This is a genomic window from Parapontixanthobacter aurantiacus (assembly GCF_009827635.1).
Taxonomy (GTDB): domain Bacteria; phylum Pseudomonadota; class Alphaproteobacteria; order Sphingomonadales; family Sphingomonadaceae; genus Parapontixanthobacter; species Parapontixanthobacter aurantiacus.
On sequence record NZ_WTYW01000001.1, the window covers coordinates 969,893 to 990,357 of the forward strand.

At 59.7% G+C, this 20,465-nt stretch carries 16 protein-coding genes; 6 read left to right on the top strand and 10 right to left on the bottom strand.

Going from position 1 to position 20,465, the window contains the following annotated elements:
• Positions 1-5 precede the first annotated feature (5 nt).
• Entirely contained in the window at positions 6-1,940 is a 1,935-nt protein-coding gene (locus tag GRI38_RS04735; RefSeq protein WP_160681741.1) for an acetyl/propionyl/methylcrotonyl-CoA carboxylase subunit alpha, read from the top strand.
• A complete protein-coding gene (gene mazG, locus GRI38_RS04740) occupies positions 1,940-2,695 on the top strand; it encodes a nucleoside triphosphate pyrophosphohydrolase (protein WP_160681742.1) in 756 nt (251 codons plus the stop codon). The genes GRI38_RS04735 and mazG overlap by 1 nt, the downstream gene beginning before the upstream one ends.
• Here the strand turns inward: mazG and hflX are convergent.
• From hflX to dusB, 7 genes are all read right to left on the bottom strand, one after another.
• Positions 2,690-4,024, bottom strand: coding sequence for a GTPase HflX (gene hflX / locus GRI38_RS04745; protein ID WP_160681743.1), 1,335 nt, complete (start codon positions 4,022-4,024; stop codon positions 2,690-2,692). The two genes, mazG and hflX, sit on opposite strands and share 6 nt — an antisense overlap.
• Entirely contained in the window at positions 4,006-4,551 is a 546-nt protein-coding gene (hfq, locus tag GRI38_RS04750; RefSeq protein WP_160681744.1) for an RNA chaperone Hfq, read from the bottom strand. The genes hflX and hfq overlap by 19 nt, the downstream gene beginning before the upstream one ends.
• A gap of 149 nt (positions 4,552-4,700) precedes the next feature.
• Complete coding sequence (gene ntrX / locus GRI38_RS04755) at positions 4,701-6,092, bottom strand: nitrogen assimilation response regulator NtrX (protein ID WP_160681745.1); 1,392 nt, start codon at positions 6,090-6,092, stop codon at positions 4,701-4,703.
• Positions 6,092-8,287, bottom strand: a complete 2,196-nt coding sequence (locus tag GRI38_RS04760) for a sensor histidine kinase (RefSeq protein WP_237487349.1) — start codon at positions 8,285-8,287, stop codon at positions 6,092-6,094. The genes ntrX and GRI38_RS04760 overlap by 1 nt, the downstream gene beginning before the upstream one ends.
• 124 nt (positions 8,288-8,411) lie before the next feature.
• Entirely contained in the window at positions 8,412-9,824 is a 1,413-nt protein-coding gene (locus GRI38_RS04765; protein WP_160681747.1) for a sigma-54-dependent transcriptional regulator, read from the bottom strand.
• Between the two features lie 14 nt (positions 9,825-9,838).
• Complete coding sequence (locus GRI38_RS04770; protein WP_337191237.1) at positions 9,839-10,903, bottom strand: two-component system sensor histidine kinase NtrB; 1,065 nt, start codon at positions 10,901-10,903, stop codon at positions 9,839-9,841.
• Positions 10,900-11,916, bottom strand: a complete 1,017-nt coding sequence (dusB, locus tag GRI38_RS04775; protein WP_160681748.1) for a tRNA dihydrouridine synthase DusB — start codon at positions 11,914-11,916, stop codon at positions 10,900-10,902. The genes GRI38_RS04770 and dusB overlap by 4 nt, the downstream gene beginning before the upstream one ends.
• Positions 11,917-11,994: 78 nt before the next feature.
• On the opposite strand from dusB, the gene GRI38_RS04780 reads away from it, so the two are divergent.
• Both GRI38_RS04780 and GRI38_RS04785 read left to right on the top strand, forming a co-directional pair.
• On the top strand, positions 11,995-13,158 hold the full coding sequence (locus GRI38_RS04780; RefSeq protein WP_160681749.1) for a bifunctional 2-C-methyl-D-erythritol 4-phosphate cytidylyltransferase/2-C-methyl-D-erythritol 2,4-cyclodiphosphate synthase: 1,164 nt from the start codon (positions 11,995-11,997) through the stop codon (positions 13,156-13,158).
• Positions 13,159-13,209: 51 nt separating this feature from the next.
• Positions 13,210-13,701 carry a CinA family protein gene (locus tag GRI38_RS04785; protein WP_160681750.1) on the top strand — a complete coding sequence of 164 codons (492 nt, stop codon included), beginning with the start codon at positions 13,210-13,212 and terminating at the stop codon, positions 13,699-13,701.
• Here GRI38_RS04785 and GRI38_RS04790 read toward each other — a convergent pair.
• Both GRI38_RS04790 and lipA read right to left on the bottom strand, forming a co-directional pair.
• Positions 13,662-14,120 (bottom strand): type II toxin-antitoxin system RatA family toxin, encoded by a 459-nt coding sequence (locus tag GRI38_RS04790; protein WP_160681751.1) that lies wholly within the window; start codon positions 14,118-14,120, stop codon positions 13,662-13,664. The genes GRI38_RS04785 and GRI38_RS04790 overlap by 40 nt on opposite strands.
• Positions 14,120-15,070 (bottom strand): lipoyl synthase, encoded by a 951-nt coding sequence (lipA, locus tag GRI38_RS04795; RefSeq protein WP_160681752.1) that lies wholly within the window; start codon positions 15,068-15,070, stop codon positions 14,120-14,122. The genes GRI38_RS04790 and lipA overlap by 1 nt, the downstream gene beginning before the upstream one ends.
• Before the next feature lie 108 nt (positions 15,071-15,178).
• Here lipA and GRI38_RS04800 point away from each other — a divergent pair, with 108 nt between their 5' ends.
• Positions 15,179-15,901 (top strand): NYN domain-containing protein, encoded by a 723-nt coding sequence (locus tag GRI38_RS04800; RefSeq protein WP_160681753.1) that lies wholly within the window; start codon positions 15,179-15,181, stop codon positions 15,899-15,901.
• Positions 15,902-15,969: 68 nt separating this feature from the next.
• Here GRI38_RS04800 and GRI38_RS04805 read toward each other — a convergent pair whose 3' ends face one another.
• On the bottom strand, positions 15,970-17,298 hold the full coding sequence (locus GRI38_RS04805; protein WP_160681754.1) for a tetratricopeptide repeat protein: 1,329 nt from the start codon (positions 17,296-17,298) through the stop codon (positions 15,970-15,972).
• 303 nt (positions 17,299-17,601) lie between these two features.
• On the opposite strand from GRI38_RS04805, the gene gyrA reads away from it, so the two are divergent.
• The gene (gene gyrA / locus GRI38_RS04810; RefSeq protein WP_160681755.1) at positions 17,602-20,448 is read left to right on the top strand and encodes a DNA gyrase subunit A; all 2,847 of its coding nucleotides are present in this window, start codon (positions 17,602-17,604) and stop codon (positions 20,446-20,448) included.
• Positions 20,449-20,465 lie beyond the last annotated feature (17 nt).

Below are 20,465 nucleotides of genomic sequence, written 5' to 3' on the forward strand. Positions count from 1 at the left end.
TGCCAATGATCACCAAACTCCTTATCGCCAATCGCGGCGAGATCGCCTGCCGCATCATCCGCACCTGCCGTGAGATGGGCGTCGCGACCGTAGCCGTCTATTCAGACGCCGACGCCAAGGCGCTGCACGTTCGTAAAGCGGACGAGGCGGTGCATATCGGCCCCTCACCCGCCGCGGAAAGCTATCTAGTGGGTGAGAAAATCATCGCCGCAGCAAAGCAGACGGGGGCAGAAGCAATTCATCCGGGTTACGGCTTCTTGTCGGAGAACGCCGATTTTGCGCAGGCGGTTAAGGATGCAGGACTCATCTGGGTAGGTGCCCCGCCCGCCGCAATCCGGGCGATGGGACTGAAAGACGCCGCGAAGAAACTGATGCGCGAGGCGGGCGTGCCCGTCACTCCAGGTTATGACGGCGAGGACCAGTCGCCCGAACGCCTTAAGCAGGAGGCTGATGCGATTGGCTATCCCGTGCTGATCAAGGCTGTCGCGGGCGGCGGAGGCAAGGGGATGCGCAAGGTCGATGCCGAGGGCGACTTCCTGTCTGCGCTCGAAAGTTGCCGCCGCGAGGCGAAGGCCAGCTTCAGCAATGACGACGTGATTCTCGAAAAATGGATCACCTCGCCCCGCCATATCGAAGTGCAGGTCTTCGGCGACAGTCTCGGCAATGTCGTCCATCTGTTCGAACGCGACTGCTCGCTCCAGCGCCGCCACCAGAAGGTGATCGAGGAAGCCCCCGCCCCCGGCATGGACGAGGCAACGCGCGAGGAAATCTGCGCCGCCGCCCTACGCGCCGCCAAAGCGGTCGATTACGAAGGCGCAGGCACAATCGAATTCATCGCCGACGCCAGCGAAGGCCTGCGCGCCGACCGTATCTTCTTCATGGAAATGAATACCCGTCTGCAGGTCGAACACCCGGTCACCGAGGAGATCACCGGGGTCGATCTGGTGGAGTGGCAGCTGCGGGTGGCGAACGGGGAGCCGATCCCGATGAAGCAGGAGGAGCTGTCGATCAACGGCTGGGCGATCGAGGCCCGAGTCTATGCGGAGGATCCAGCAAAGGGGTTCTTGCCGAGTACGGGGCGGCTGGAGGACTTCTATCTCGCCCAGCGTAACCGACGGGACGGCGACCTGCGGGTGGACGCTGGGGTGGAAGAAGGGGCGGAAGTCTCACCATTCTACGACCCCATGATTGCCAAGATGATCTGCCACCGCCCGACCCGGCTCGAGGCCATCGAGGCGCTCGCCACACATCTTGGCCGTTCGCACTGTTATCCGGTGAAATGGAACGCCGGCTTTTTGCGCAACCTCGCCCTTGCCGAAGACTTTAAGGCTGCAAAGTTGGATACCGGATTTATCGAGCGCAATCTTGAAGACCTGATCCCGGCAGTTACTGCGCCTGACGACGCGCTCCAAGCAGCAGGGCTGCTAATTGCTGCGCTCGCCAATGGCAGGCAGGCGAGTGACTCTCTTGATCTTGACGACACGTGGCGCCCCCGGATGGCTGGCTTCCGCTTGAATGCCGAGCCCAAGCCGCTGTCAGTCCGTGTCCGGCACGGCAATAATCTGTCTGAGGTCGATGTCAGCACGCAGTCGATCTGGGATGTGCCTATTGCGCGGGCGAAGGCCGATGGCATATTCGTCAGCAACAATGATGGCTGGTCAGGGGTGTTCATCCCGGCACGCTACGACGGCACCGGCTACGCCTCCGCCGTCGATGGCGCGATCATCGCACCCATGCCGGGCAAGGTCATCGCGGTTGATGTGGCCGAGGGCGATGCGGTCACCGCCGGGCAGCGGTTGATGGTGCTCGAGGCGATGAAGATGGAGCACGCGCTCACCGCGCCGTTTGACGGGACTGTGGCCGAGCTCTCCGCCGGTGAAGGCGGTCAGGTGCAGGTGGAAGCCGTCCTCGCGGTGGTGAAGCCGAACGACGCCGACTGATGCCGCAATCTCTCGATCGCCTTCTCTCGATCATGGCCACCTTACGCGATCCCGATAAGGGTTGCGACTGGGACAAGGCGCAGAACTTCGCGTCCATCGCACCCTATACGATCGAAGAAGCCTACGAAGTCGCCGACGCGATCGAGCGAAATGATATCGACGACCTTCGCGACGAACTGGGCGATCTTCTCCTCCAGGTCGTCTTTCATTCGCGTATCGCGGAAGAGGCCGGTCACTTCGCTTTCGCCGACGTCGCACAGGCTATTGCCGACAAGATGGAAGCGCGTCACCCGCACATCTTCGGTCGACAAGACGGAACGATGGACAGCGAACGTTGGGAAGATCTGAAGGCGGCCGAACGCGAGCAGCGCGGCGAAACCAGCGCGATGGATGGCGTTGCCACAGCCCTACCCGCGTTACTTCGTGCGGCAAAACTGCAAAAACGTGCCGCCCGGGATGGGTTCGACTGGCCTGATCCGACGGGACCGGCGGAGAAACTGGTAGAAGAGGCAGAAGAACTCAGACAGAGCCGGACGAACGAGGAGCGCGAAGAAGAGGCAGGCGATCTGCTGTTCGCCGCCGTCAATCTCGTTCGCGCTTATGGCATCGATGCGGAAAAGGCCTTGTCCGCCGCCAACCGGAAGTTCGAAGCACGCTATCGCGCCATGGAAGCCATGGCGCCTCGCCAGTTCGCTTCTCTCTCGCTCGACGAACAGGAAGAACTATGGGCAATAGTCAAACGCGAGAGTTCATAGCGTCTCGAACTGGCCGAACTCTTTGGGGCTCAATCTGACCTTAAGCCGCCGCCGGGGGCCGTTTTCGTCCGGTTCTGCCGGACTTTCGTTGAGAACCTCGCCGTGAGCGTGAAGCCAGGCAAGCTTACGCCCTTCACTCGCCGACAGTTCGATTTCGTGCAGCCGGGCGGACAGGGTCAGCAAATGCCCGAGCTTTTCCGACAGCTTTTCGATCCCATCGCCCGTCAGAGCCGAAATGACAGCGACACGATCGTCACCCTCCGCCACGTCGCGCAAAGCATCGGCTTCCGCGTCGGGTAACAGATCGAGTTTGTTCCAAATCTCGATGATCGGAACCTGCTCTTCGCTTTCCTCTCCGACGACATCGAGATCGCGAAGCACGTCCATGACCTGACCTTTCTGGGCGTCGGCGGACGGGTTGGCCATATCCCGAACATGGCAGATGACGTCGGCGGCCGTGACTTCTTCGAGCGTTGCACGAAAAGCTGCGACGAGCTGCGTCGGCAGATCGGAAATAAAACCGACCGTGTCCGACAGGATCGCCTTTTCGACGCCAGGTAGAGAAATTGCCCGCATCGTCGGATCGAGCGTGGCGAATAGCAGGTCTTCCGCCATGACATTGGCACCGGTCATTCTGTTGAACAATGTCGATTTGCCGGCATTCGTATAGCCGACCAGCGAAATAACGGGCCACGGCGCTCGCTCTCGCCGCGATCGTTGCAATGTTCGGGTGCGTCGTACCTGCTCAAGATCTTTCCGCAGCCGCGCCATGCGCTGCCGGATCATGCGCCGGTCCGCCTCGATCTGCGTTTCCCCGGGACCGCCAAGGAAGCCGAAGCCGCCACGCTGACGCTCGAGGTGCGTCCAGCTTCGGACAAGACGGCTTTGTTGATAATCGAGATGCGCCAGTTCAACTTGCAACCGCCCCTCTGCGGTGTTGGCGCGCTCCCCGAAGATCTCGAGGATAAGGCCGGTTCGATCGATGACCTTCCGCTTGAGCTTGTCTTCGAGATTGCGTTGCTGGACCGGAGTCAGGCTTCCATCGACGACGACCAGTTCTATGTCGTCCTGATCGCAGCGTATCGCGATGTCCTCGACCTGTCCCGAACCGAAGAAAGTGTTCGGTTTCACTTCGCGGATCGGAACAATCGCATCGCCGGCAATGACGACGCCAATGGCGAGCGCAAGGCCCCTTGCCTCTTCCAGACGAGCTTCGGCGCTTAAATCATAGGACTTTGCACGAATGTCAGGACAAAGAATCAGGCCCCGCGCACCGCGCGTGACTTCTCCTGAAAGGTCGTCGTCGAAACTCAGTTGTCGTCTTCCCAATCTTCGGTCAGATCGACATCGACTGCCGGCTGGATTGTCGAAACTGCGTGTTTGTAAGCCAGTTGTACAAAGCCGTCGCGCTCGAGCAGCATGCAGAAAAGATCGTATGCTGCGATGCGGCCCTGTAACATCACGCCGTTGACGAGGAACATCGTAACTTCGGCTTCCGCTTCGCTCACTCGTGAAAGGAAGACATCCTGCAACAGCCGTTGCTTCGCGTTGCTACCCGTGCTGTCGAATTGCGAGGCGTCGACCGGCTGAGTCGGCATTATCGTCGAAACAGCATGCTTGTAGACCAGTTGCGACTGACCGTCGCGGCGCAACAAGATCGAGAAATTATCGAACCAGGTAACGATGCCCTGGAGCTTCACGCCCTTCACGAGGAACATCGTGATCGGCGTCTTGTTCTTTCGCAGGAGATTGAGAAACGCATCCTGAAGGTTCGGACCCTTGCCTTTCGCGGAAGGGCGAGATGCTGGTTCGGGGGGAGAGGACTTCGGACGAGCGGTCAAGGTTCTTTCGGACATGATCTGTTCCTGTTTGTTGGCGGACCGAAGAGGCTTCGATCCGCGATCTGGAACACGTCCGCGCAATGCGCTCGCGATATTCCGTTTCGTTACAATCTCGTGCGATTGCCGGGTTTATTTAGCATTTGCGAAGCGATTTTGCGACAGATTTATGCGTCGTCGCCATTCTCGCCATTTTTCCGATCGGTCATCCCCAGCAGTTTGAGTTTTCGATGAAGCGCCGAGCGCTCCATGCCGATGTAATTCGCGGTCTTGGAAATATTTCCCGAAAATCGTCTGATTTGCACAGCCAGATATTCGCGCTCGAAGCTTTCGCGGGCTTCACGCAGCGGCGCCCCCATCAAACCGGTCAGGCTGTTTCCGCCTGATCCGTCCCCTCCCCTGACCTCTTCGGGCAACATATCGACGGCAATCTCAGTCAACTTCTCGCGCGGGGTCAGGATTATCGTGCGCTCGACCACGTTGCGAAGCTGCCGGACATTGCCTGGCCAGTCATAGGCCTGAAGGGCCGCGGCGGCCTCCTCTCCCAACGCGGGTGGCGCAATTCCCTGTTCCGCCGAGTAGCGTGTGAAGAAATGCTCCGCCAAAGCGGGAATGTCCTCTCGGCGTTCGGCCAGCGAAGGAATGGCAATCGGGACGACGTTCAGGCGATAATACAAGTCCTCGCGAAACCGCTTTTCTTCCATCTCTGTGGAAAGGTCGCGCGCTGTTGAAGAGACGACCCGAACATCGACACCGATCTGGCGTGAGCCTCCGACCCGAACGAAACTTTGTTCCGTGAGGACGCGCAGAATGCGCGACTGGGTCGAAAGCGGCATCTCCGCGATTTCGTCGAAGTAAAGTGTACCGCCATCGGCCAGTTCAAGAAGGCCGGGACGTACGAGGCGACCGTCCGCCTCTTCTCCGAAAAGTTCCTGCTCGAACCGTTCCGGGGTTATCCGCGCCGAATTGACGATGACGAAAGCATGATCCGTCCGACCGCTCCAGGAATGAAGCAGCCGCGCCGCTACTTCCTTTCCCGAGCCTGCCGGGCCGGTAATGAGCACCCGACTACCCGTATTGGCCACTCGCTTGATTGTCGCGCGAACCTGATTGATGACGGCCGAATTGCCGGTAAATTCGTCGTTTCGCGAAAAGCCCTGGCGGAAGCCCTCGTTCTCCTTGCGCAGTCTTTCCGTGTCAGTGGCTCGTTCGACGAGGAGCAGCAACCGCTCTGCCTCGAAGGGTTTCTCGATGAAGTCCACCGCACCCCGCCCTACGGCCGATACCGCGGTATCGATATTTCCGTGACCTGAGAAAATGATGACCGGCAGTTCGGGCTCGCGCTGCTTAATGGCGTCGAGCACTTCGAGACCGTCCATCTGGCTGCCGTGAAGCCATACGTCGAGCAGCACGAGGCTGGGACGACGCTCGTCGATTGCTGCCAAGGCCGCATCACTATCCCCGGCCGTGCGACATTCGTAGCCCTCGTCGCTCAGGACGCCTGAGACCAGTTCCCGAATATCGCGTTCGTCGTCGACAATGAGAATATCAAGCGCCATCAAGCCGTTACCTTCTTATTCACGTCACGGTACCCGTCGGAGGTCTTCGTTTTCTGTGGATTGCGCGCAAACGTCATCGAAATGCGTGAGCCCCCCTCCTTCCGATTGGAAAACTGCATTTCTCCGCCATGTTCCTCCACGATCTTGTTGACGATCGCTAATCCGAGGCCCGTGCCCTTCTCTCGCGTGGTGACGTAAGGTTCGACAATCCGCTCCATATCTGTCGGAAGCCCGACGCCGTTATCCTCGACCGCGATGCAGATCTTATCGTCAAGTTCCTCGAGCAAGACGGTTATCTGGCCTTTTTCCGCCTCTTCCGAACCTGACTGGCGAAGCCGGCTTTCGACCGCTTCGACAGCATTTTTGAGAACATTCGTCATCGCCTGACCGATCTGGTGCCTGTCGCAGGCGATGATCGTCGGGGCGGCCGCGTCCGAGCGGTAATGAAAATCGATTTCCTGATGAGCCACTTCCTGCAGGAACATTGACTGCCTTACGAGATCGACGACATCTTCCTGGCGAAATACCGGTTTCGGCAAGCGAGCAAACGACGAGAACTCGTCGACCATCTTCCGTAGATCGCCGACTTGCCTCACGATGGTACTGGTGAGTTCGTCAAACAGTTGGCCCTCGTCCTCGCCGTCGATCTGTTTGCGATAACGCCGCTTCAGACGTTCGGTCGCAAGTTGAATAGGCGTAAGCGGATTCTTGATCTCATGCGCGATCCTTCGCGCAACGTCGGACCAGGCCGCCTGGCGCTGATCGAGCAGTTGGCGAGTGATGTCTTCGAAGGTGATGACGCGGCCGTAAGTCTCGTTTCCGACCTTTACCGCGAGGGTAAGCAATTCCCCGTTGCGCGAATATGTAACGATGCCTTGCGTCGAACCGGAGGATACGAGGTTCGCGATTTCCGGAGCGACATCGCTTAATCTCCTTCCGACGAGCGAGGCATGCTCGCCATCGAACAGCACTTTCTGTGCCGAGTTATTCATCAGCAGGATGAGCCCGTCCTCGTCGAGCGACAAGATCCCCGCGGTTACCGATTCCAGGACTGCTTCGATGAAGCTGCGGCGTTCCTCGATCTGCCTGTTCGCTGCCACAAGCGCATCGGTCTGCTTTTCCAGCTGCTGCGTCATGCGATTGAACGCACGGTTCAAAAGGCCGATCTCGTCGCCGCCCGTCCTTCCCTGCACCCTCATGGCAAAATTGCCTGCGCCGACGCGGCGAGCCGCGGCGACGAGATCCGTCAATGGCTCCACTTGGCGATCCGCGAAGCGCAGGGCGAACCAGACTGCAAGACCGACCAGTGCGACACTAATTACGAAGAGGGCGAGACTGAAGCGCAATTGTAGCGCCCGCGCTCGCGAAATGAGCTGCTGATAGGCTGCGGAAATCGAATTCGCTCCGCGCCAGAAGTTGAATGAAGCAGCTTCGGAATTGCGGGCATTATAGAGATAGACGCCGCTTTCGCGATCGATCGGCGCCAGAGCCTCGATCCGCGTCGGGTTACCGCTGACGGACACTGCCTTGCCTGCGATAAGGGTCGGAAGCGTCTCGCCCGCATAGGTTGCCGGATCGTTGTCTTGGCGGAGGTTGAATACCGCTGCGCTCCGGGTTGTTCCGTCTGGCATGAGTTGCAGGATGACGCTTTCGCTGATGTCGCGCCCCTGCGCCTGATACTGGTAGTAATTGGGGAAGCTCTCGTCGGTTATGGTCCCACGCTCGAGGTAAAAGCGCATGTCGCTCGCCATGGCTATCGTCTCGTTTGCTACGTCGAGCTGGTTCTGTTCGTAATAATTTTGCGCGAGCGTATTGGTGCTGGCCATCAGGTCGCGCGAATTGTCGGAGAACCAGAAATCGACGCCGAACTGAAAGAGCAATGTGGCGAAACCGGCAACCAGAAGCGTCGGAACCGCTGCAATCAGCGAAAACAGGAATACCAGGCGAACGTGTAGCCGCGCCGTACTACCCGCCGCTCGCCGCAGTGCAAGCCTGCGTCCAAGAAGTACGAGCAGCGCCATGGTCGGAATAAGCGTTCCGACCAACAGGGCTGCGACCTGTCCCGACGGAAGCAATTCGCCATTAGGGGGCGCCGAAGTGAACGTCAGGTAAGTCACCGCAACCATCACGAAGAAAGCGATGGCAAGCGATATTTCGATCAAAGCAAACAGGTTTGCCCGACGCGAAAAAACCATTACGCGTCGCCACCAACGCGGCGTCGAAAGTTTGGGCGTGTCGGGGGAAACAGCCATCGTTGCAACACTACACGAATAGTGTTGCAAAAATGCAAGAGTTTTCTCGTTAGGGTACGCTCTTCCGCTACTTCTGCCCGGCGAAGTTATCCGCTGACAGCTTCAGATCGGCAAGTTTCTTGCGCAGCGTATTCCGGTTTATGCCGAGATATTGCGATGCCTTTATCTGGTTGCCGTTGGTCATCTTCAAGGCATACGTGAAGAGAGGGCGCTCGAATTCGGAAATCGCTTTATGGTAAACCGAACCGGCGGCCGGTTTTTCCTCTTCAATCCAGCGGGACAGTATGCGGTCAAACCCTGCTTCGACCTCTGCGGCCTCGTTCGTCTCGGTCCAAAGTTCGAGATCGGACAAGCTCTCGTTTGTAATAACGTCCTCGCGCGCGAAGACGGCGAGGCGGAACACGACATTGCGAAGCTCGCGCACGTTACCGCGCCATTCCCGGGTCGCGAGCCGCTCGATGGCCTCAGGCGAAATCGTTCTGTTGGGCAAGCCTTCGCGTTCGGCTTGCTTGAAGAAGTGATGCGTTAGCGCGGCTATGTCCTCCCGCCGCTCTCGCAGAGGTGGCAGGTGAATGGGAATGACGTTGAGGCGGTAAAATAGGTCTTCGCGAAAACTCCCTCGCGCTATTAGCGGTGCAAGATCGCGGTTCGTGGCGGCAATGATGCGCGCATCGACGGAAACGTCCTGGCGTCCTCCGACCCGCCGGATACGACCGGACTGGAGCGCGCGAAGTAGGCGGGTTTGCGCGTCGGACGGCATGTCACCGATTTCGTCCAGAAAGAGCGTTCCGCCGTTTGCCTGCTCGAACTTACCAATTGCCTGCGAAATTGCGCCGGTAAATGCCCCTTTCTCATGCCCGAACAATTCGCTTTCGATGAGGTCGTGCGGAATAGCAGCGCAATTCACCGCTACGAATGGACCCGAGCGGCGGCTGCCGAGCTGATGGATGGCTTCGGCGACCAGTTCTTTTCCGGTCCCGGATTCGCCGGTGACCAGCACGGACAGGTCATTACGCATGACGCGCGTGATCATACGGAACACCTGCTGCATCGCCTGACTGGTTCCGATCAGCGGGAGCGCATCTTCCCCCTCTACCTCGCGAACGGTCTGATTGCGGTTTCTGCGCGTCGCCTGCACGGCCGCTCGTACGAGTTCATCGAGATCGAACGGCTTCGGGAAATATTCGAAAGCCTTGGCATCTGTGGCCCGAATGGCGGTATCGAACGTGTTCTGTGCGGAAACGATAATGACAGGGATGTCCCCCGCCCGCTCGCGAACCTGTTCGAGATCGGCAATGCCATCGCCGTCCTGCAACATGATATCGGTGATTATCGCGTCGTAATTACCATTGTCGAGCAAGCGGTCGCGCTCTGCGACCGACAGGCAGTGATCGGCCTCAAATCCGGCTTCGTTCAGGCCAGCCTCGATGACGGCTGCGATACCGTCATCGTCCTCCACCAAAAGAATCTTCTGCTTCATCCTGCCGCCCTTCCCTATTCGGCCATCGGGAGATGGATACGAAAACTCGTTTCTCCGCGCTTCTCGTCGCGCGTGTGACTGATCCGCCCCTGCATGTCCTCGACAAGTTTTCGGGCGAGCGCGAGCCCCAAACCCTGGCCCTTCGGCTTGCTGCTGACGAAAGGATCGAAGACGCGCTCGGCAATTCCCGGTGCAATGCCCGCACCGCGATCGATTACGGCAATCTCGATCGGAAGCCTGACGGCCCGGCCGAAGCGGATGGCCTTGAAGGAGAGGCCGGAAGCATAGCGCGTTTGCACGACGACCGTTCTGTCGTGAGAATCGACGCTCGCATCGCAGGCGTTGACCAGCAGATTGATCAGCACCTGCTCCAGCGTCGCGGCGTCGGCGAGGACCGGAGGCAGGGAGGGATCGAACTCTTCGACAATGACTGCATCAGCCTCGGTGGTGGTGCTGCGGGCGGCCCTGACCGTTGCAATAGCGTTGCGCACAATGCCGTGCAGGTTGCTCGGTCGTGTGTCGAGGGCACCCCTACTCCCCAATTGCTGCATTCGATCGATGATGTCCGCGATCCGGTCGACTTCGCGCGTTATGATGTCGGACAGCTTCATCTCGCCCGGTCCGATCTTTCGCGCGAGCAACTGCGCGGCACCGCGAATGGCCGAAAGCGGGTTCTTGATTTCGTGCCCGAGAATGTTGGGCGCCCCGACCAGCGAACGATCCTCGGCAGCATATCCCGTTTCATTGCCGATATTTTCCGAGATGGTCATGACATACCACGACGGGTCCGTTCCTACGGGCGAGATCGTCAGATTGACGGACATGCGGCGATCGTTGACTTCGGCTGCGACGGATCGTGCAATTAGCCGGACCTCGCCCGCATGAAATTGCTGCCTGAAACGGTCGTTCTCGAAGTTCAACAAGGCGAACGCTTCTTTTCCGGCGAGACGCTTTTCGCTTTGCCCGAAGAGGTTCTCGGCCGCAGGGTTGGCTTGCACGATGGTTCCCCTGCCATCGAGAAGCAGAACGGCGAAGATCAATCCCGCCAGCTGAATGGCGGCATCGGGCGGTTCGTTCACGCAGCCCGCCGACGCAGGAAGGGCGTATAGAAACGCTCGATTTCTCCCAGCACCTGATCCGGGTCGTCCAGAAGATTGACGTGATTCCGGAACTCCGCCGATCCATGCATGCCCTTGGCGTACCAACCGATATGCTTGCGCGCGACTTTGGCGCCCACATCGCGACCGTAGAGTTCCAGCATGGCGCGATAATGTTCGACCAGAACTTCATATTGCTCGTCGAATGACGGCGTAGCGCGATACTCGCCCGTGTCGAGCCAGTGCATGACCTGACCGAGCAGCCAGGGCTTTCCGTAAGCTCCCCGGCCGATCATCACGCCATCGGCACCCGATTGCTCGAGCGCTGCAACTGAGTCCTCGATGGTACAGATATCGCCATTGGCAATCACGGGCACGCTAACTGCGTCCTTTACCTTTCTGATGAACGACCAGTCCGCGCTTCCCTTGTACATCTGACAGCGGGTGCGACCATGGACGGTGATCATCTTCGCACCGAGATCCTCCGCGATATGCGCCAGTTCCGGGGCATTGAGCGACTGATGGTCCCAGCCCATCCGCATCTTGACGGTGACCGGTACGTCGACCGCCCTGACGGTAGCCTCGATAAGGCTGGCGGCCAGCGGCAGATCGCGCATGAGCGCCGAACCGGCATCGCCGTTCACCACCTTCTTTACCGGGCAACCCATGTTGATGTCGATGATGGCAGCCCCGCGATCGGCATTGAGCTTCGCCGCTTCCGCCATTTCAACCGGGGAACAACCGGCAAGCTGAAGGGAAACAGGTTCCTCGCTCGGATCCCACGCAGCCTTCTGAAGGCTTTGGCGCGTTTCACGGATCATCGCCGGGCTGGCAATCATTTCGGTCACGTTGAGGCCCGACCCGTAGCGCCGAACGAGCCTGCGAAAAGGCATGTCCGTAACGCCGGTCATCGGCGCGAGGATCACGGGAGATTGAATGACGACATTGCCAATGGGAATGGGTTTCAATCGCGGAGGTGCGGGGGGGTTTTCCATTACTCGTACTTCTGCCTAAATTTTGGGCATCGCTTAGTGGATTGCGACAGGTCACGCAAGACGATAGGGCGAGCGGCCATGACGAACGGGCCCGCCCCCTCTCCTTTCGCTGCCGTCGTGGTGGCCGCCGGAACCGGATCGCGAACCGGTCTCGATATCCCCAAGCAGTTCGCCGAATGGAACGGCAAACCGGTTCTTCTTCACTCGCTTGAGAGTTTAGCAAGAGCGGGTGCCGACCCTATTGTCGTCGCCATTCCCGAAGCCTTCGAGAACCTCGCTCGCGAGATCGTTGCCGGGTTCGACAAGGTGCGCCTCGTTCATGGCGGCGCGACACGGCAGGCCTCTGTTCGCGCGGCCCTCGAAGCAATGGCCGAGGATCAACCCGAACTCGTCCTGATACACGACGCCGCACGCGCCAATTTGCCTCAAAGCGTCATTGGCCGCCTGCTGGCCGCGCTCAAAACGAACCCCGGGGCAATTCCGGTCTTGCCGGTGGTCGATAGTCTTGCCCAATGCGAAGACGGGATGATGACCGGCACGGCGGAGCGGGACATGCTGCGCCGCGTACAGACGCCCCAGGCCTTCCGCTTCAACGCAATACTTGCAGCGCACCGTTCATGGAAGGACGCGCCAGTGGCCGGGGACGACGCGCAAGTCCTGCAGCGAGCAGGCCTCGAAATCGTGACGGTAGAGGGCGACGAAGCCTTGAAAAAGCTTACCTTTGCGAAAGACTTCCGTGACGAGACGAGGACGACAGCGCCGCTCTTTCGCACAGGCATGGGCTATGATGTTCATCGTCTGGCGGCCGGGGAAGAACTCTGGCTCGCTGGCGTCAATATTCCCTTCGAACTCGGCCTCGCGGGTCACAGCGACGCGGACGTGGCTCTTCATGCCATCGTCGATGCTATGTTGGGCGCAATCGGCGAAGGCGATATCGGCACGCATTTCCCGCCCAGCGATCCGCGCTGGAAAGGCGCGTCATCCGATCGGTTCGTCATCCATGCAACCGAACTGGTCCGCGCCGCCGGTTATCGTGTTGCCAATGTCGATTGCACCATCATCTGCGAGCGTCCCAAGATCGGTCCGCATCGGGACGCCATGCGCAAAACCGTGGCGAGCCTGCTTGACGTCGATGCTGGTTTGGTCAGTATCAAGGCAACGACGACCGAGCGCCTTGGCTTCACCGGGCGTGGTGAAGGCATCGCCGCACAAGCGATCGTCTCGCTCGAAAGGACAGCATGACCTTCCGGACTGCATTTCGAAACTTGGATAGAACCGTCGTGGTCGACCGACATGCTGCCTGACGACATCGTTCAACTTGCCGAACGGGTGATCAGGGAGAATCGCGAGATCGGTCGCACGGTAACTCTCGCCGAAAGCTGCACAGGCGGACTCGTTGCCGCAGCATTGACGGAGATTCCCGGCTCCTCAGCCGTTTTCGAGCGCGGCTTTGTCACCTACTCCAACCAGGCGAAGATGGAATGCCTCGACGTTGCGAGCGACATTCTCGAAACGTTCGGCGCAGTTTCCATCGCCTGTGTGTGGGCGATGGCCCATGGTGCGCTCAAGCACAGCGATGCGGACGTTGCCGTCGCTATCAGCGGCGTAGCCGGTCCGACCGGCGGAAATGCTCTCAAACCCGTTGGAACAGTCGTCTTCGCCCGAATGGTGCGCGGAACGACCGGCGAACCGGAGGGCGAACTGAAGCGTTTCGGGGAAGACCTCTCGCGCAGCGAAATTCGCCATCAGGCGACAGTCTGCGCGCTCGAACTGCTATTGCCGTAAAGCTGGTCCGCCCGCGCCTCGAACGCCGCGACGAGACGCCGAAACGCGCGATCGAAATAGGCCCCGGCAAGCGTCTCGAACATCCGGTTCTTGAAAGCGAAATCCACACAGAAGTCGACGTCGCATCCGCCCTCCGCCGGAGTAAACACCCAGCTATTGTCGAGATCGCGCAGGGGTCCGTCGACATAATGCACGTTGATACGCTCGGGACGTGACTTGCTAACGGTGGAAGTGAATCGTTCGCGAATTGCCTTGAACCCGACGACCATGTCGGCGGTCATCTCTTCCGCGCTGTCATTGCGTACGCGCGTAGCGATAACCCACGGCAGAAATTCGGGATATTTGTCGACATCGGCGACGAGGTCGAACATCTGCTCGCAGCTATACGGCAGGAAGCGTTTCTCGCGAATACCGGGCATCAGTCGGCTCTGGCGGCTGCTTTCGCGAGGCGAGCTTCGCGCGCGGCGCGCATTTCAGCAAAATCATCGCCAGCGTGATAGCTCGAACGGGTAAGCGGCGAAGATGCAACCTGAAGGAACCCCTTGGCGCGTGCGATCGAACCATAGGCGTCGAACGCCTTCGGGGTGACGAAATCCTCGACCTTCGCGTGTCTCGGCGTCGGGCGAAGATACTGTCCCATCGTCATGAAGTCGATGTCGGCACTGCGCATGTCGTCCATCACCTGATGCACTTCGAGCCGCTGTTCACCCAGCCCCAGCATAATGCCCGACTTGGTGAAGATCATCGGATCGTGGCTCTTAACTTCTTCGAGGAGACGCAGCGAAGCATAATAGCGCGCGCCCGGCCTGATTGTCGGATAAAGCCGCGGAACGGTTTCCAGATTGTGGTTGTAGACATCGGGGCCAGCCTCGCAGATCGCCTCGACCGCAGCGCGCATCTTCCCCCGGAAATCGGGCGTCAGGATTTCGATCGTCGTCTCGGGCGTTTCGCGGCGCAGAGCCTTGATCACCTTGACGAACTGCCCCGCACCGCCGTCGGGAAGATCGTCGCGATCGACACTCGTGATGACGATGTGTTCGAGACCCATCTTCGCCGCCGCGACCGCGGTATGCTCGGGCTCCAGCGGATCGACTTTGCGCGGCATGCCCGTCTTGACGTTGCAAAAGGCACAGGCGCGCGTGCACACATCGCCGAGGATCATCACGGTCGCGTGTTTCTTGGTCCAGCATTCCCCGATGTTCGGGCAGGCCGCTTCTTCGCACACGGTATTGAGGCTGAGTTCGCGCATCAGTTTGCGCGTCTCGTGGTAACCCTTGCTTACCGGAGCCTTGACTCTGATCCAGTCGGGCTTGCGCTCGCGTGGAGGATGCTCGCCCTCAGGCGTCGGAACGGAGGAAAGATCGTTCATGCGGTCCACTTAAGAGTGATGGGGCCGACCCGCAAGCCGCAACTCGGAGGCATTCGAGCCTTATGCAAAGGCTTGCCTGAACGGCTCGGCCTCGGCAAGAGAGCGCGCATGGCCGAACGCTCTCTTCTCAATATCGCACTGCTCATCGACGCGGACAATACCTCGCCGCAAGGCATTGATCCGGTGCTGACCGTTATGGCGGAACTGGGGCAGGTGAATATTCGCCGTGCCTACGGTAATTTCGCTAAGGACAATCTCGCGCGCTGGGACAAGATCACTAACAAGTTCGGCATTCGTCCGCACCAGCAATTCGATGTGTCGAAGGGGAAGAATGCGACCGACATGGCAATGACGATCGACGCGATCGACTTGCTGTATCAGGGCAAGGTCGACGGGTTCGGCCTGATGACTTCTGATAGCGACTTCACCCCGCTCGTAACTCGCCTCAGGCAAGACGGGCTGCTCGTCTATGGTTTTGGGGAGGCCAAGACGCCGCAAGCCTTCAAATCTGCCTGCACAAGGTTTCTGGAGATCGGCAAGCTGATCGCCAATACGGCCGACGCCGACACGCCAAGCGGAAAGCGCGGTCGCGAAGCCGCAGCCATCGACCAGGATCTGATGGAACTGATCGGGGCGGCCTATCGCGAGACCAAGCGCGACGAGCAAGGCTATGCGATGCTCAACCAGCTCGGTCAGATTGCCGGCAACCGGTCAAGCTTCGACGTCCGCAATTACGGCTATTCGAGCCTGTCCGACCTCTTCAAGTCGCTCGACAATTTTAAGCTCGAGCGGCGTAACGACGGGCAGTATGCGGTAAAGCGTCTCCGCTGAAACGAGAAAGGCGCGAGAGCCGAAGCTCCCGCGCCCTTCTATCATTCTCGAACTTCGAGCGGGCAGCTTTAAGCGGCCGGAGTCATCGTCGTGCCCTCTGCCTGCTGCTTGGCATAAGCCGACCAGAGGTTCGCCAGGTCGGAGCGCGCGCCCTGAACCTGTTCGAAGGTCTGCTGCGCCTCGTCATACTTGCCCTGGTCGACCTGAGCGATGCCGAGCCGCGTCAGGACCATACCTCGATCCGCTCCCGACTTGTCGAGCGCTGCGCGGTAGAACTCTTCCGCCTTTGCCGGCTGGTCGTAGCTCAAGAACACGTCGCCGGCTGCCATCACCGTACTCAGTGAAGCGCCCGAAGCCCGCGCATCGCGTTCCAGCGATCCGAGATCGGCTTGGTCGGCCGCGATACGCTGCTTGGCGAGACCGTAGGATTCGGTGACGTAGCTATTGTCGCGTGGCAGGGTTCCCGATGCGTAACCTTCGTCGATGATCGCCTTGACCTCGTAAGGAAGACGCCGTGCGTCGGCGAACTCGATATAGTCGATATAGTCGTTCGCCTGGCGGAAGGTATCAGTGCGACGCTGCAATCGGAGAAAGTCGAGGCTCGTCTGGTCGTCGTTGCTACCGAAAGCGCGCGCGATGACGATGGCATCGCCCCAGCTTTCCGGCGACGGGTAGTTCATCGCATAAAGATAGGAGAGGTTCTTCGCCTCTTCCCGCATCTCCGACTGATAGGCTTGCTGGATGCCACGCACCAACCACGAGCGCTCGGGCTTCTGGCCTGCCGCCATTGCCTCGTCGGCGGCGCGGGTGATGTAGTTCACCGCTTCGGCGGAATTGCCTTCCTTGATGTAGCTCTCGATGATCAATGCGCGCGGATTGTTCTGCGTATATCCGTTCGCGATCGCCGCTTCGAGGAATTGCCGTGCATCCGCCCATTGCTCCTGCTGATAGGAGAGCTGGGCAGCAACAAAATTATACTGACCGAGGTTGGCCGCAGGGGTCTTTCCGCTCTCGAGCATCAACCTGATGCCTTCGAGCTGCAAGGCGGGGTCCTGCGCCTTGACGCCCGTATTGTAGAGGAAGTTACCGCCGACATATCTGTCGTCGGGCGTCGAGATGGACGCGCGGACTGGATCGACTGCGGCACGAAGAGCCGCGACGTCAGCCGTCTCGGAATTCGCGAGTTCCTGATACGGTCCGAACGTCTCGCGGAAAGCATCGGAATACTGGGCCGCTGCAGCCTGCTCATCGCCCTTCTGGCGCTTTTTCTGCGCATGGGCGGGCACTTCCAGCGCCGTCGCGGTCAAAGCCGTACCCGACGCGAGCGCTATGGCGAGCGCAAGTTTCGAAGCGGGACTGCGCTTGGCATGCTTGGTGTCGAAACGATTGAAAATCATCGATAAACCTCTCTTGAAACTGGGGACTGAATTGATTGGGCACTTCGGTGCCGGTAAATGGTCTGAATTCGCTGAATACCTTGTGAAACTACATGCAGGGCCCTGAATAGCGATTGAACGCTGGCGGTTCGGGCGCGGTTCCATGTCGCCCGCCCCGCTGCAAGCGTCGTACGACGCAAGATGTGGAAAAAAGCGCGAAATTCTGCCTGCCCTTGGTCGCTTGCGGTGGCGTTTTGCGCCGGAAACTCCTACATGTGAGGGGTTGTTTGGCGCCCGTAAGGGCGCGTCACGGAAAGACCCGTTTTGACCGACAGTATCGATCCCCAAGACCCGATCTCACCCTCGGGCGAATATGACAGCATCGACATCGTCGATGAGATGAAGACGAGTTATCTCGATTACGCCATGAGCGTCATCGTCAGCCGCGCCCTGCCCGATGTGCGCGACGGCCTGAAACCTGTGCACCGCCGTATTCTTTTCGCAAGTCAGGAAGGCGGCTTCGTCGCCGGTCGACCTTATCGCAAGTCGGCGAAGATCGTCGGCGACGTGATGGGTAACTATCACCCGCACGGCGACAGCGCGATCTATGATGCGCTCGCCCGCATGACGCAGGACTGGTCGCTGCGCGTACCGCTGGTCGATGGCCAGGGCAATTTCGGTTCGATGGACCCCGATCCGCCCGCGTCCATGCGCTATACCGAAGCACGGTTAGCGAAAGTCGCGAACGCGCTGCTCGACGATCTCGACAAGGACACGGTCGATTTCGCGGACAATTACGATGGCAGCAAGCGCGAACCCACGGTTCTGCCGGCGCGGTTTCCGAACCTGCTCGTCAACGGCGCGGGCGGCATCGCAGTCGGCATGGCGACCAATATCCCGCCGCACAATCTCGGCGAGGTGATCGACGGTTGCCTTGCCTTCATGGACGATCCGGCAATCACGTCTGAGGAATTGTTCCAGATCATTCCGGGGCCGGATTTCCCGACCGCACCGCTCATTCTCGGACAGTCGGGCGCTAAGGCCGCCTACACGACCGGGCGCGGCTCCATCCTCATGCGCTGTCGTCACGAGATCGAGACAAAGCGCGGCGGCAAGAGCGAGGGACGCGAAAGCATCGTCCTTACCTCCATTCCTTTCCAGGTCGGCAAATCCAATCTCGTCGAGAAGATTGCCGATGCGGCGAAGGACAAGCGGATCGAAGGTATCTCAGACATCCGCGACGAATCGAACCGCGAAGGTGTGCGCGTCGTCGTCGACCTGAAGCGCGATGCGACGGCGGACGTCGTCCTCAATCAGATCTGGCGGCACACGCCTGCTCAGTCGAGCTTTCCGGCGAACATGCTGGCCATTCGCGGCGGTCGCCCGGAAACGCTTACGCTTCGCGACATCATTCAGGCGTTCATCAAGTTCCGCGAAGAGGTCATCACGCGGCGGACGAAGTTCGAACTGAACAAGGCCCGGGAACGCGCCCACATCCTGCTCGGCCTGGTGGTCGCCGTATCCAATCTCGACGAAGTCGTGGCAATGATCCGCGGCGCCCCCAACCCCGCTGAGGCCCGCGCGCGTTTGCTGGCGAAGGAGTGGCCGATCGGCGAAATCGCGCAATACATACAGCTGGTCGAGGCGATCGAGCCGACCGCCGATCAGGAAGGCGGAACCTACCGCCTGTCCGAACGGCAGGTCAAAGCGATCCTCGACCTGCGCCTGCACCGCCTGACGGCGCTCGGGCGTGACGAGATCGGCGACGAGCTGAAGGAACTGGCCGTCGCCATCGAGGAATATCTCGCCATCCTCGGCGACCGCGTGAAACTCTACGAAGTCATGCGCAAGGAATTCGTCGATATTCGGGAGAATTACGCCACACCGCGCCTTTCGGAAATCGCGCCGGCCTGGGACGGGCTCGACGACGAAGACCTCATCGAGCGCGACGAAATGGTCGTGACCGTCACGCATGGCGGTTACATCAAGCGTACTCCCCTATCGACTTTCCGTGCGCAGGCACGCGGCGGCAAGGGGCGGAGCGGAATGGCGACGAAGGACGAGGATGCAGTCGTCGAACTGTTCGTAACTTCAACCCATAACCCCGTGCTTTTCTTTACGAATACGGGCCGCGTTTATCGCATGAAGGTCTGGAAGCTGCCGGAGGGAGGACCGCAGACGAAGGGTCGCCCCATGGTCAACCTGCTTCCCCTTGCCGATGACGAACGGGTCACGAATGTTCTCTCTCTTCCCGAGAATGAAGAGGAATGGAGCCGCCTCAACATCGTCTTCGCGACCGAACAGGGCATGGTTCGCCGCAATTCGATGGATGCGTTCACCAACGTTCCCTCAAACGGCAAATATGCCATGGGCTTCGTCGAAGGCAGCGGGGACCGGCTGATTGGCGTCGAATTGCTGAGCGAGGATCAGGAAGTCTTCCTCGCTAGCGACAGCGGCAAGGCGATCCGTTTCAGCGCCACCGATGCGCGCGAAACGAAGAGCCGTACGGGCATCGGCGTGCGCGGCATGACGCTGAAAAACGGGGCGAAGGTCGTCTCGATGGCGGTGCTCGATCCGCTCGAAGCCGATATGGAAACGCGCGAGGCCTATCTACGCGCAGCTTCGTGGAAGAACAACGAGACGGACCATACTCTGGACGAGGATACCGTTGCGCAGATGGAGGAAGCTGAAGAGTTCATCCTCACGCTGACGGCCAATGGCTACGGCAAGATTTCCTCTGCCTATGAATATCGGACCATCGGCCGCGGCGGCCAGGGTCTTGCCAATATCGGCGAACCGTCGAGCAACCCGGACCGGAACGGACCGGTCGTAGCGAGCTTCCCGGTCACTCACGGCTCGCAACTGATGCTCGTGACTGATCAGGCGAAGCTCATCCGGCTGCCGATCCAGCTGCGTCACCTGACGGAGGGCGGCTTCGAGAACCATATCGGCTATTCGATTTCGGGCCGCGGTTCTTCAGGCGTTCGCATCTTCAACGTCGCGAAGGGCGAAACGATCGTCGGTGCGGCGTTGATTGACGAGACTGAGGAACCGGAGAACGAGCTCGAACAGGCGGTCGTCGAGGAAATGGTCGAAAAGCGGGGTGGAGAGGACGAGACGCAGCCCGATACGACGCTGGCTCGCGACGACCCGCCCGATCAGGAACCCTGATCTGGCAGCACGCGAGC